Here is a 13,507-nt window from a genome sequence, read left to right as displayed (position 1 = left end):
CCCTTCGTCTGTTTCTTGTCGAAAACCGGGCCGGATCATTGCATTGACCGCTTGGATCTCCGCCAGTCTTCCTATGCCGGCTCAGATTGCGAATCTATGCTGGCTCTGGATTGACAAAGCCGTAGACCATACTTTTCCGACATCTGCATGACATTGGGTTGAGCCCGGCGTCTTTCAAGGCCAGCTTATATTACAAGATGGTTATTTGGAAATCTGCCGGTCGTGAACCGCTGGCGGGAGTGCGCCGGTTAGCCGGCAGCTTTCATCCGTCCAATTTCCGCAAGAGCGTCTGAGATATCGTCTACCGATAGTGGTTTCGTGAGATAGCCCGCGGCTCCAACGTCGGCCGCCTGATCCCGGGCTTCCTGCATAACATCAGCCGTGACAATAAGGACTGGCACTTCAGGACGTCCACTATCACGCTCGTCGCGGCGGATTTGCTTGACGGCGCTGATCCCATCAAGGCCCGGCATGTGAAGGTCCATGAGGATCGCATCAAATGTCCCGCTTGCCGCTTCGACGACAGCCTTTTCGCCGTCCACGACCATCACCGGGACGTGGCCGAGCTTGCGCAACATGGCCTCGCTGAGCAGGCGGTTGATGTCATTGTCTTCTGCGACCAGCAATTTCAGGGGCCGACCGGGTACCGCGGCACGGTTGGAGAGGAAACTGTTTTGAACGGGTTCTGCACTGACGTCCCAGGCATGGTCGGTGGTCTCGGCGTCCAAAAGGCCCGAGAACACCTGAACAAGCGTGTCAATGCGCACGGGGCGGATCAGATAAGCCGCATAGCCGGCTTCCCTTAGATGCTCCAGGCGGTCACGCTCTGGCGGTGAGATCAAGACGACAGCCGGTGCTTTGCACCCGCTCAGGTGCGCCGATGCCAGCCATCCGGCGCTGTCCGAAAGCGCCGAATTGTCAACGACAAGTAGGTCAGCAGCCATGAGGGCCGTATCCAGCCCTTCGTTGCCAGGCTCCAGAACCGAGACGGTCGCGTCATGCTGTTCCAGCCGGTTGGCAATTAGGGGGCACTCGATCCGGCTGGAGGTGACGAAAACGATCTTTCTGCCGGAAAACTTCTCCAGGCGCGGGTCTGAGGTTTCGGTCAGGTCTTCCGGGATTGGCAGGGAAACTTCAAAAAGTGCACCGCCTTCTGAAGCGGGGCGCGCGCTGATGCCGCCGCCCATCAAGTGGGCCAGTCGTTGCGCGATGGCGAGGCCAAGGCCGGTGCCGCCAAACTTTCTGGCAGGCCCATGATCGACCTGTTCAAACTCTTGGAACAGGCGTTCCGCCTCGTCGGCGGCAAAACCGATGCCGGTATCCCGCACAACCAGATCGAGGAAGCCGCCACCTTCAAGGTTCCGACGGCCGTGGAGCTCAACGGCAACACCGCCTTCATCGGTGAACTTGACGCCGTTTCCGATGAGATTGAAGAGAATTTGGCGCACACGGGTTGCGTCAAGCGTGACGTGTTCCGGCAGGCGGGAATCGATCAACGTACCAATTTCGAGGTGCTTCGCATGGGCTTTCGGCGCCAGTAGTTCGACCACGCTTTCAGCCAATGCACCGACTTTGACCGGAGCGGCGTGAATATCAAGTTTTCCTGCCTCAACCTTTGAAAAATCGAGCACTTCGTCGATCAGAAGCAGCAAGGTTTCGCCGGAAGTTTCCAGTGCCTCGATATAGGCGCTCTGTTCCTTGGTCAGGCGTGTGTCGCGCAAAAGTGCTGCCATGCCGAGAACGCCGTTCAGCGGTGTGCGGATTTCATGGCTTACCGTTGCGAGGAACCGGGATTTGGCTTCGTTGGAGGTTTCAGCAGAGTGGCGGGCCGCGAGCAGCTCTTCTTCGATCAAGCGGCGCTCGGTGACATCGCGCAAGACGGTCTGGACCAACTGCCGGTCGGTTGCGGTGTCCCGGACCGGAATATCGATCCGCGAAAACCAGCGCTCGCCTTGGGCGGTGCGCAGCCGAAGGTCGCCAAAACCAATGCCGCCGTTGTTTTCCGCCGGTGCATCCAGATCGAATATCTCACCTGCAGCCTTGTTCGCGATCGGCAATTGCATCAGCCGCCCGGGCTGCAGCTCATGGTCTTTTCCAAAAACATCGTCCGCAGCGGAATTGGCGTAGGTGATCGTGCCGGCTTGGTCGCGCCGGATGACCACGTCGCCGAGCGTCCCAAGAATACTGGCGTGCCGTTCGTCGGACTCACCGAGTTCCCAAGCCCGGTCTTCCAATTCCTCACAACGCGCCATCAAGCGGCGGATCTTTTCGTCCTTGTGCTGCAGGGACTGGATAGAGCGCTGCATGTCATCGGCAAACAAGCGCCAAACCGCCAAACCACCTGCAAAGAATGCCAGTCCGACCCCGAAGAAGCGGTTGATGCCTTCTCCGGCAACGACATAGAGGGCGGCCGCCAAAGCGATGACCAATCCAACCGTTGCTAGGTTCTGAAGTGCTTTTGCAGGCGCATCCACCGGAATGTCTGTGGCTCGGCGTCCAGGGCCAACTTCCGGTATGTCGTCGAAATCGAAAGTGGTCCGGCTGGGCCGCTTCGCACGGGTGTCGACCACAGCACCGTCGAGGTCGATGTCGCTGGTATTCGCGGCGATGGTGACCTGCTCTTCAGCAGACGGATCGGTGGCGCGCTGCTCTTTGTCCAGAGCAGCGTCCATCTCGGTAGACGACGCTGTTTTGCTGGTGTAACTGCCCAAGAAACCTACTCACTACAAGACCCAGTTCAGGTCACAGTGCACGGGAATCTTTGAAAAATCGTTTCATTGGCAGTTTTTCCGAGGATGTAAGTCTCCTCGGGAGTTTTCAGCACACACCGATATCTTGTCGCTCAGTGATTGTCGCGGGGCAGACCTTTGTGCGCGACGTCCTGATATTTGACTGCGGGCTCCAAAACCATGCCCTTGTCGAACTGGGCCACCATACCGCGCTGGATTTCCTGCCAGGGCGTTTGGCTCTCGGCAACTTGGAACCCCCCGCTTTCTTCAAGCTGTGCGCGGCGCTGGGCCAATTCTTCGTCCGATATGAGAATGTTGGCTGATCCTGCTTTCAGATCGATCCGCACACGATCCCCGGTTTGCAACACCGCCAATCCGCCCATTGCAGCGGCCTCGGGTGCTGCATTCAGGATCGAGGGAGAACCTGATGTGCCGGATTGCCGGCCGTCGCCGATGCATGGCAGCGCCGTGATTCCCTGTTTGATGAGCGCTGCCGGGGGCTGCATGTTCACCACCTCAGCCCCGCCCGGGTAACCGATCGGACCTGTTCCGCGAACGAACAGAATACAGTTTTCATCGATCTCCAGCTCCGGATCGTCAATCCGGTGATGGTAATCCTCCGGTCCTTCGAAAACGATCGCGCGGCCTTCAAAAGCATCCGGGTCGTTCGGATTTGAGAGGTAGCGGTTGCGGAACTCTTCAGAGATCACGCTGGTTTTCATGATCGCGCTGTCGAAGAGGTTGCCCTTCAGGTTCAAGAACCCGGCCTTTTCCAGCATCGGCGCGTCGAATGGTTTGATGACATCGGGCAGATCGGTGACAACGCCGGCGCAGTTTGCCTCAATCGTTTTCCCGTTTGCTGTCAGCGCGTCTGGATGCGGAATTTGTCGATGGCGGAGTAGCTCGGCAACAACAGCCGGGACACCGCCCGCGTGGAAGTAATCTTCACCCAAATAGGCGCCGGCGGGCTGAAGATTGACCAGAAGCGGCACGTCATGACCAATCTTCTGCCAATCGTCATTCGTGAGCTCGATCCCAAGATGCCGGGCGATGCCGTTCAAATGAATTGGAGCGTTTGTGGACCCGCCAATTGCCGAATTCACGACGATCGCGTTTTCGAAGGCTTGCCGGGTCATGATGTCGGACGGTTTCAGGTCCTCATAAGCCATTTCCACGATCCGGCGGCCGGTTTCATAGGAGATGGCGCCGCGTTCCCGGTAAGGCGCTGGAATGGCGGCCGCGCCCGGAAGCTGCATACCAAGAGCTTCTGCGAGAGAATTCATGGTCGTTGCCGTGCCCATCGTGTTGCAATAGCCAACAGAGGGGGCGGATGAGGCGACAAGATCCATGAAGCCGTCATAGTCGATGTCGCCCGCGGCCAGCATTTGCCGGGCTTTCCAGACGATGGTGCCCGAACCTGTACGCTCACCCTTGTGCCAGCCGTTGAGCATCGGACCGACCGACAAGGCGATTGCCGGGATGTTGACCGTCGCGGCGGCCATCAGGCAGGCCGGTGTGGTCTTGTCACAGCCGATGGTCAGGACAACCCCATCAAGCGGGTATCCATGCAGCAATTCGACAAGACCGAGATAGGCGAGGTTCCGGTCGAGCGTTGCGGTTGGCCGCCGTCCGGTTTCCTGAATCGGATGCACGGGGAATTCAAATGCGATCCCGCCAGCGTCCCGAATGCCTTCGCGCACACGCTTGGCAAGCTCAAGGTGGTGGCGGTTGCACGGTGAGAGATCCGACCCTGTCTGGGCGATGCCAATGATCGGTTTTCCGGACTGCAGTTCTTCGCGGGTAATCCCGAAATTCAGATAGCGTTCGATGTAAAGCGCCGTCATCCCCGGGTTGTCTGGGTTGTTGAACCAAGCGGCAGAACGGAAATTCGGTGTCTTGGTGTGTGTCATCAGCGCCTTACCCTCTGTTCCCCTCACGGCAGAGGGTGTGAGCCGATAAATACCCGCTCGAACAGGCTTGTAAAGCGCATTAGATCAACTCGCTGCGATCAGGCTCCCTGCGTTTGTTTCCTGTTTGCGATCCGCAACAGAATAACGCGCGAAAGCCCAGAGGACGGTGAGACTGACAAGGAATAGAACAGGGGCCGCCGACATGGGGAGCAGCAACGAACCACCGCAAACCCCGCACAAGATCGACAGGCCCGACAAAAACCGTTGCGCGTGGGCGGCGAGCGCCGTGCGTCGCATGGCAAGGTCCTTAAGTGCAGGAAAAGCGCCGATGTCTTCGGTGTTGCTCACGGCCAGGATCACCGTTTGCGGCGTGCTGTGATCTTCTGTGGTCTCATGGACGGATCTCAACTCCAAAGAGGTGCGATCCTGCGACAGGGTCAGCACCAAAGGTTGTTGATCGCCCAAACAGCGGTGTGCGGCTTCCGCTGCGCTTTCGCCGGGACGCGGGTCTGCAACTGGTTCCAGGCCCAGCATGTTGGCAAGGGCTTCGCGCGTCTTTTCACTGTCTCCGCTATAGAGCCAGGGTACGAGGCCTTCCCCGCGCAGCGCAAAGGCAGCAACACCTGCATCCTGACGCAAAGTGCCTTCAAGGCCGAGGACACCAACAACCCGGCCGCCAACTGCAACCCTGAGAACCGTTTTGCCGTCTGCTTCAAGTGAGCGGGCAATGGCGTCGGCGGTGAAGCTGTCGATCTTGTGCTTCTGCATCAGGTTGGCCGTGCCGATCACGACACTTTGCCCGCCGAGTAAGGCGACTGCGCCTAGCCCAGGCGCTTGCTCGAAGCGATCGGGCCGCTTGATGTCGACACGCCATTGCGCCGCCAGTTGGCGCAAAGCTTCTGCGACGGGATGATCGCTCCCGCTTTCAGCCGATGCGGCAACGGCAAGCAGTGTTTTGGGTTCATTGTTGAAAGCCATGACATTGGTCACCACCAGGTTTGGGCTCGACATGACGGCAGCCTTGTCGATGACGATATCGCGGGCTGACGCGACCTTGGCGAATGCAGCAGTCCCAAGGCTCCGAACACCGGCGGCCCTGGCCGCTTCCAAATAGACCTTGTCAGCAAAGGCGTTGATGCCATCAACAAGATAGGGCCAGGAGAGCACCAGGCAGACAACAGCGGCTATCGGTGCCTGATCGGGATTTACGCCAAGCCAAAGGCCGCCGCATAGAAGGCTGAGTTGGCTGGACGCAAAACCTTCTTTGAGCCCGGTCCGTTCGCCACGTGGTGGCAGGATCCAAACAGCGAGTGCGCGAAGGATCATCATGAGTCCGGCGGAAAACGCAGGGGCATGGGGGGTGATTCCTCCGGTTGAAATGAATGGGAGGAAGGGATCTACAATCAGCAGTCCCCCGCAAACGAGCGCCGTTGCATAGTTCAAGCTCCGTCCAGCCGCGGCTTCCGGACAGAAAGCCAGACTGGTGGCTGAGAACAGAACCGACATCGCGCAGAGGCTGATAACGGACACAGTGTTTGGTTCTGTGCCTGAATGCGCTGATGCTACGGCGAGAAGAGTTGATGCGATTGCGATCAGTGTCGCCCTGCTGATGACTTCCAGTGAGAGAGCCGGCTTTTTTGCGGCCTGTTGCATGATGATCCCCGTTCCCTGTGCTTTCCCGGTCGCGTGACGCCGGGTGTCGCTCCGGATTGAAAATGCAGTACAGGCGGTCTGTGCTTCAATCTGGCGGTCAGATAGCTCCAACGGGGAACGGCTTCGCCTCTTGGCAGGAATACCGATGATTTGGTCGATTGGATCGAAATACAATGCCGGAGGGAAAAGTAAAATAGAGTTTATATGAATCAATATGGAAATTAAGAATAGATAAAATCTATTATTATAAAATAAAAGATCATTGCAACGAATTTTGGCGGAGAAAAATAGATTTTTTATTTAATAATAATCTGCAGAAATACGCCGAAGATATTTCTCATGAACCGGAATTACGATTGATGGGGAGTTGAATATCGGTGAAAACACTAAATGGAAAAGACTTGAAAACAGGGGCGGCAACAATTGCCGGGTCCGGAGTCCACTGTGACTATCGCTGGGCGGTAAATCGGGAATCAGGGGTGTCTTCAGAGTCAAGTGGACGACTCAGGCGAATCTCAAAAAAGACTCATAAACAGTGACTTAGCTGGTTTGGGACACTGTCCCGCGGAAGGCGGGACAGTGCAAAGCTTTGAGGTATCAGGCTGTTTCCAGATTGGCTCGGGACAGCAGTTCCATTGACGGCATCAGATTGAGAAGCTGCTGCGTATATTCGTGCTGCGGGTTCTCAAACAGCTGATCGCAGTCTGCGACTTCGCAGAGCTCACCGTTGCGCATGACACCGATCCGGTTACACATCTGGCGGATCACCGCGAGGTCGTGACTGATGAACATCATAGTCAGCCCTAGCTCTTCCTGCAGATCTTTCAGAAGATTGAGGATCTGTGCCTGGATCGATACGTCCAACGCGGACGTCGGTTCATCACAGATCAAGAAACGCGGACGGGTCGCAAGGGCTCGCGCAATTGAGATCCGCTGGCGCTGACCACCGGAAAACTCATGCGGGAACTTCTGGCCCGCGGCCGCGCCCAAGCCGACATGATCCAGCAGATCATCCACGATCTGGCGGACTTCAGAATTGCTGGAGGCCAGTTTGTGGAACTTGATCGGCTCGGCAATGATGTCCTTAACCCGCATCCGCGCATTGAGCGACGAATAGGGATCCTGGAAGATCATCTGCATTTGCCGGCGCATCGCCAGAATTTCTTTCTGGTTCTTCAGTGATGTCAGTTCCGTCTTGCCGAAGAGGATCGATCCACCGCTCGGGTGATAAAGCCCGGTAATCACACGTGCGATCGTGGATTTACCAGAGCCACTCTCACCGACGACACCGAAGGTCTCGCCTTCGTGAATATCGAAACTGACCTTTTTGACCGCATGGAAGTATTCCCGCTTCGAGGGGAAAATCGATCCCTTGGTCTCAAAGCGCATTTCCAGGTCCCGGATCTGGACCAGAGGCCCTGTCACCTTGTCATAGTCCCGGGACTTGCCGAGCCAGTGGGTGGAGATGTCGATATGTTTTTGCGGCGTGCCAGCCTTCTCGATGTAGTTGACCACCGGGAATCGCTCGACCTTGATATCTGGCCGGGGCACGGCGGAAATCAGGCTCTGCGTATAGGGATGTTTCGGAGCGCCGAGGACCTGATTGGTTTCCCCGTACTCCACCAGCTCGCCGTGATACATCACCGCAACATGGTCGGTAATGTCCGCAATCACGCCCATGTCGTGGGTGATCACGAGCATTGCAACGTTTCGTTCTTCACAGAGCTTTTTCATCAGCTCCAGGATTTGTGCCTGGATGGACACATCAAGCGCTGTGGTCGGCTCATCAGCAATCACAAGCTCTGGCTCGGCGCAAAGTGCGAGCGCGATTACAACACGCTGGCGCATGCCACCTGAGAACTGGTGCGGGTACTGTTTGATCCGCTCAGCAGGATTGGGAATGCCGACCGCGTCGATCAATTCAATCGCCCGCTGCTGTGCTTCCTTTGCAGAAAGTGGCAGGTGCGTGCGGATTGTCTCCACCAGCTGTGACTCCACCGTCTGCAACGGATCCAGCGAGGTCAGGGGATCCTGGAAGATCATGCCGATCTTCCGGCCCCTGAGCTGTCGCATTTTCTTGTAGGGCAGTTCATCGATCCGCTGGCCATGCAGATAGACTTCACCGCCTGCAATGTGGCCGGGCTCCTGTAGAAGTCCGATCACGGCGTTGCCGACGGTGGACTTGCCAGCGCCTGATTCCCCGACCACGCCGAGGATCTTGCCGGCATCCACTTTCAAGCTCACCCCTTCAACCGCAACGAAAACCGATTTGCGGCCCGGGAACTCGACCCGAAGGTCTTTGATATCTAGGACGTTCACGGGAGGCACCTCAGCGCAGTTTCGGGTTGAGGGCGTCACGCAGCCAGTCGCCCAACAAGTTGACGTTCAAAACCAGCAGAGCCAACGCAATGCCCGGGAAAATCGCGATCCACCATTCCCCGGAATAGAGGAAGTCGTTGCCGATCGCGATCAAGGTGCCGAGGGATGGCTGGGTGGGTGGCATGCCGACGCCGAGGAACGACAAGCTGGATTCTGTGACAATCGCTAGCGCCAGGTTGATGGTCGCAATAACCAGAACCGGACCCATCACGTTCGGCAGGATGTGACGGACCATGATAATGACCGAGGGAATACCGATCACGCGGGCTGCCTGAACATATTCCTTGTTCTTTTCCACCATCGTGGACCCGCGAACGGTCCGGGCGTACTGCACCCAGAACGATAGCGCGAGCGCCACGATCAGAATGTAGAAGGCGAAGACTTCGCGGTCGATCCCGCCGAAAATGCCGGCGGCGACACCGTCAATCAGAAGCGCGATCAAAATGGCTGGGAATGTGAGCTGAACATCGGCGATCCGCATAATGATCGCATCGACTCGGCCGCCCATGTAACCGGCGACCAGACCGGCGGTGATACCGATGATCGCAGCAGCGATGACCGAACAGAAACCGACAATGAGCGAAATCCGCATGCCGTAGAAGATGCCGGACAACAGATCCCGGCCCTGATCATCTGTGCCGAGCAGGAAGCGGGGGTCGGCAAACTCCATCCAGACCGGTGGAACGCGAGCGTCCAGAATGGAAATTGTCGCCAGATCAAACGGATTGTGTGGTGCGACCCAGGGCGCAAGGAATGCGACCAGGAACAGGATCAGTGTCATCACTGCGGCAACCACGGTGACCTTCGAGCGCAGGAAGGAGTGGAACAGGTCGCTGTCGATGATGTGTGCGAGGCGGCCTTTCGGCTCGCTGTTCGGTGTGGAGACATCAGCCATGGTCAAGTCTCCTTATGGCCGTCCGACCCGCAGACGCGGATCGATGAAGAAATAGAGAATGTCGACGATGAAATTGATCGCGACGAACAGGAAAGCAGTCAGCAGCAGATAGGCCGACATGATCGGAATATCGACGTTCTGAACCGCCTGCAGGAACATCAGACCCATGCCAGGCCACTGGAAAACGGTCTCCGTGATGGTGGCAAAGGCGATGATCGACCCGAGCTGAAGACCGGTGATCGTGATCACGGGAACCATGGTGTTCTTCAGCGCGTGCCGGAAGTGGACCAGCCGGTCCGGCAGGCCGCGTGCGCGGGCAAACTTGATATAGTCGGTTCGGATGACTTCCAGCATTTCCGCCCGGATCAGGCGCATGATCAGCGTCATCTGGTACATGCCGAGCGTGACTGCTGGCAGGATCAGCGCTTTCAGGCCGGAGGTTGTCAGGAAGCCTGTTGTCCACCAGGAGCCGACCTGGACGACATCGCCGCGGCCAAAGCTTGGCAGCCATTGCAGCGTGACCGAGAACAGGAAGATCAACAAGATCCCGATGAAGAAGGTGGGCAGGGATATGCCGATCAAAGACACCGATAAAAACAGTTTTGAAATCGCCGATTCGCGGTTGAGACCGGCGTAAATACCCATCGGGATGCCGACAACCAGCGCAAACATGAAGGATGCGAAACTGAGCTCAAGCGTTGCCGGAATACGTTTGGCAAACAGCTCCGAAACGGGTTGTTTGAACTGATAGGACGTGCCGAAGTCGAACTGCACAGCATTGCCGATGAAGCGGGCGAATTGGACCGGGATGGGATCGTTCAGACCCAAACGCTCGCGCAGTGCTTCACGTTCTTCAATGGATGTCTCGATACCGACCATCTGGTTGATGGGGTCTCCGACGAAACGGAACATGGTGAAGGCGAGCAGCGCCACCACCAACATGACAATCATCGCTTGAAGCAAACGACGTGTTGCAAAACCTATCATTTCGGCTCTTTACGTTTTCAAGAAAAGGCGCCCCCGGCGGAACCGGGGGCGCTTCATTTTTTAACAGGACCGCTTAGTTCTTTGTGACGAAGCGGAAGTGGAACTGGTTGTCCGCGCGCTGGACGAGCTCAACGTCGTCCGCAACGCCCCATGCCAGACCCTGCTGGTGCAGCGGGATGTAGTAGGCATTATCGTGGGAGATCTTGTAGGCTTCCGCGATCATGTCGTCGCGTTTCGCCGGATCGTTTTCAACCAGGATCTGTTGTGTCAGCTCATCGATTTTCGCATCGCACCAGCCACCGTTGTTGAACGGAGAGCCTTTGCCAGCTTCGTCGCGGCAGTTCATCAGGTTGGACAGAACGTTGAAGCTGTCGAAGGAACCCGGGGTCCAGCCAAGCAGGTAGAACGACGTGTCGTAGCCACCAGAGGCCAGGATCTTGGCGAAGTACTTCGCTTTCGGCTGGGCGTTCAGGTCAACCTTTACGCCAACGCGGGCGAGCATTGCTGCAACGGCCTGACAGATGGCTTCGTCGTTGACATAGCGGTCGTTCGGGCAGTCCATGCCGACAGAGAACCCGTCCGGGTACCCGGCTTCTGCAAGAAGATCCATTGCAGCCTGCGGGTCATACGGATAGCGCTCGAACTCATCCGACTTGGAGAACAGGAACGGGGAGATCATGATCGCGGACGGTGTTGCGAGGTTCCGCATCACTTTCTGCTTGATCGCTTCAATGTTGATGGCCTGGTAGAACGCTTTGCGAACCTTGGCATCCTTGAACGGGTTTTTGCCCTTCACGTCGGAATACAGCAGCTCATCGCGCATCTGGTCCATGCCGAGGAAGATCGTGCGCAGCTCAGGACCTGTCAGGGCGACAGTGCCGTCATTGTCGTTGATGCGTTTGATGTCCTGGATCGGGATCGGATAAACCATATCCATCTCGCCGGACAGAAGCGCTGCAACGCGGGTTGCATCGGATCCGATCGGAGTGAACTCAACGGTGGTCAGGTTGTGAGACGCGGTGTCCCACCAGCCGTCGTTTTTCTCATAAACGGTTTTCACACCCGGCTCGTGGCTGACCAGCTTGAACGGGCCAGTGCCGTTCGCGTTCAGGGCCGCATAGTTCGGGGTGGTGTCGGAAGCAGAGGTGACTTTGACCGCGTCGTTGGCCTCGGTCCACTCCTTGTCCATGATGTAGAACGTGTCCCACTCATAGTGCAGGATCGGGTTCGGGCCGGTCAGAACGAAGTCGACGGTGTAGTCGTCAACGATCTCCACCTTGGCATCGCCCGGAACGCGGGTTGTCAGGTCGGACCCTTCGGAGCGGACACGGTCAACGGAAAAGGCGACGTCTTCAGCTGTAAAGTCGTTGCCATTGTGGAACTTGACGCCCTGGCGCAGGTAAAAACGCCAGCGGTTCGGCTCGACAACTTCCCAACGCTCGGCAAGGCTCGGCTCGATCTGCAGGTCTGCACCGCGGCGGGTCAGACCTTCATAGGTGTTGCCAAGGGCGGACAGCGTGAAGGTTTCGTTGAGGCTGTACGGGTCAAGGGCGTTCAATGTCCCCTGAAACGCAAACTTCAATGTTTCCGCCTGCGCAGCGGATGCCACGCCAAACGTTGCCACAGCAGCAGCAATCAATTTGGTTTTGGTATTCATAGTCCCCTCTTCAGTGCTATTCAGCGCTTATGTGAACTCGTTGTTGTTCAATTTTTTCTTCACGACCGGAAAGTCGTAAATTGTGCCAATTATGACAGCGTTGGCGGAATGCATCAAATCGGATTTCTCCGATTAGCGCAAAACTTTTTCACACAGGTCATCCAGAAAATTGGCACATTTATCAAGTTCCGTAAGGTCGATAAACTCATCGGCCTGATGCGCTTGGTCGATCGATCCGGGTCCGCACACGACCGTGGACAGGCCATGTTCCTGAAACTGACCGCCCTCTGTTGCGTAAACAACGACATGACGGCCGTTGTCGCCGGTCAGGCGCCGGACCAATTGCTCTGCGGTTCCGTCGGTTTCTTCGGCAAGCCCTGGAACCATTGCAAGGACATCGATATCAATCCGGCAATCCTTTGAGATTTCCTGCATGTCAGGAAGAACATGGTCGGCGGCATATCCCCGGTATGCCGAAATCCAGTCTTCCAGGTTCTCGCCGGGCAGCAACCGGATGTCTGTCATGAATTCGCAGGTCTGCGCCGTGATGTTATGCGCCTTTCCGCCCTGGATCGTGCCGCAATGCAAGGTCGTATAGGGCGGCTCGAATGGACACTCCGGGTCTGCTTTGGCTTTGTTCTCTTCGGTCTGCCCGTCCAGCCAGGATATCAGTTTCACAGCGACGGAAATTGCAGATACCCCGCGGTGCAGCTGGCTGGAATGTACCGGATGTCCGTGGACCCGGGTTTTCAGAACGGCAATTCCCTTATGTCCGGTAACCACCGTCATGTTCGTCGGCTCCCCAACGATCACCGCAGACGGATGCGGCCCCTCGGCCAGCATCGCCTTGATCATCGGCGGCGCGCCGAAGCAGCCCACTTCTTCATCGTAAGACAGTGCGATGTGGATCGGTTTAGAGAGGCCTGCGCCTAAAAAATCCGGTACTTTCGCTAGAACCGTTGCCGCAAACCCTTTCATGTCGGCGGTACCACGCCCATAAAGGCGGCCGCCAGCCTCCCATGCCGAAAACGGATCGGACGTCCAGTCTTGCCCGTCGACGGGCACCACGTCGGTGTGTGCCGACAAAACGATACCACCATCGACATTTGGCCCGACGGTGGCAAACAAGGCGGCCTTTTCACCCGTTGCGTCCGGGACACGCATGGCGGATACGCCGTGACTGGACAGGTACTCTTCGACAAATGAAATAAGCTCGAGATTGCTGCGATCCGACACCGTGTTGAAGGACACGAGTTTCGTCAGCATTTCCCGCGGTGTATAGGTGTTTGGCACGTGC

Annotated in this window: 8 protein-coding genes; all 8 read right to left on the bottom strand. The window is 57.1% G+C overall.

Translation table 11 applies throughout. The annotated features are described in order from the left end of the window. Nucleotides 1-248: 248 nt before the first annotated feature. The 8 genes from ACVDG4_RS19555 to argE all read right to left on the bottom strand — a co-directional run bounded on the left by ACVDG4_RS19555 (nucleotide 249) and on the right by argE (nucleotide 13,503). Complete coding sequence (locus ACVDG4_RS19555) at nucleotides 249-2,711, bottom strand: hybrid sensor histidine kinase/response regulator (protein WP_447236354.1); 2,463 nt, start codon at nucleotides 2,709-2,711, stop codon at nucleotides 249-251. Nucleotides 2,712-2,842: 131 nt separating this feature from the next. After that, nucleotides 2,843-4,639, bottom strand: a complete 1,797-nt coding sequence (locus ACVDG4_RS19550) for an IlvD/Edd family dehydratase (protein WP_447236353.1) — start codon at nucleotides 4,637-4,639, stop codon at nucleotides 2,843-2,845. An 84-nt stretch (nucleotides 4,640-4,723) separates the two neighbouring features. Beyond that, nucleotides 4,724-6,292 carry an HAD family hydrolase gene (locus tag ACVDG4_RS19545; RefSeq protein ID WP_447236352.1) on the bottom strand — a complete coding sequence of 523 codons (1,569 nt, stop codon included), beginning with the start codon at nucleotides 6,290-6,292 and terminating at the stop codon, nucleotides 4,724-4,726. Between the two features lie 597 nt (nucleotides 6,293-6,889). Next, the gene (locus ACVDG4_RS19540; protein ID WP_306149123.1) at nucleotides 6,890-8,611 is read right to left on the bottom strand and encodes an ABC transporter ATP-binding protein; all 1,722 of its coding nucleotides are present in this window, start codon (nucleotides 8,609-8,611) and stop codon (nucleotides 6,890-6,892) included. Between the two features lie 10 nt (nucleotides 8,612-8,621). Continuing rightward, nucleotides 8,622-9,566: an ABC transporter permease gene (locus tag ACVDG4_RS19535; protein ID WP_447236351.1), complete on the bottom strand. Its 945-nt coding sequence runs from the start codon at nucleotides 9,564-9,566 to the stop codon at nucleotides 8,622-8,624. A gap of 12 nt (nucleotides 9,567-9,578) precedes the next feature. Next, a complete protein-coding gene (locus ACVDG4_RS19530) occupies nucleotides 9,579-10,553 on the bottom strand; it encodes an ABC transporter permease (RefSeq protein ID WP_409686283.1) in 975 nt (324 codons plus the stop codon). Nucleotides 10,554-10,626: 73 nt separating this feature from the next. Beyond that, nucleotides 10,627-12,210, bottom strand: a complete 1,584-nt coding sequence (locus ACVDG4_RS19525) for an ABC transporter substrate-binding protein (RefSeq protein WP_209176526.1) — start codon at nucleotides 12,208-12,210, stop codon at nucleotides 10,627-10,629. Nucleotides 12,211-12,342: 132 nt separating this feature from the next. Then, nucleotides 12,343-13,503: an acetylornithine deacetylase gene (argE, locus tag ACVDG4_RS19520; protein ID WP_409686280.1), complete on the bottom strand. Its 1,161-nt coding sequence runs from the start codon at nucleotides 13,501-13,503 to the stop codon at nucleotides 12,343-12,345. Nucleotides 13,504-13,507 lie beyond the last annotated feature (4 nt).

The sequence above is a fragment of the Roseibium sp. MB-4 genome (assembly GCF_053005265.1).
Note: the sequence above shows the minus strand (reverse complement) of the source record. Positions and strands in the feature narration are given on the sequence as shown.

Excerpts from the sequence above, each read along its gene's own strand:
- ACVDG4_RS19550 (WP_447236353.1), bottom strand. The coding sequence starts at position 4,639 with ATGACACACACCAAGACACCGAATTTCCGTTCTGCCGCTTGGTTCAAC.
- ACVDG4_RS19545 (WP_447236352.1), bottom strand. The coding sequence starts at position 6,292 with ATGCAACAGGCCGCAAAAAAGCCGGCTCTCTCACTGGAAGTCATCAGC.
- ACVDG4_RS19535 (WP_447236351.1), bottom strand. The coding sequence starts at position 9,566 with ATGGCTGATGTCTCCACACCGAACAGCGAGCCGAAAGGCCGCCTCGCA.
- ACVDG4_RS19530 (WP_409686283.1), bottom strand. The coding sequence starts at position 10,553 with ATGATAGGTTTTGCAACACGTCGTTTGCTTCAAGCGATGATTGTCATG.
- ACVDG4_RS19525 (WP_209176526.1), bottom strand. The coding sequence starts at position 12,210 with ATGAATACCAAAACCAAATTGATTGCTGCTGCTGTGGCAACGTTTGGC.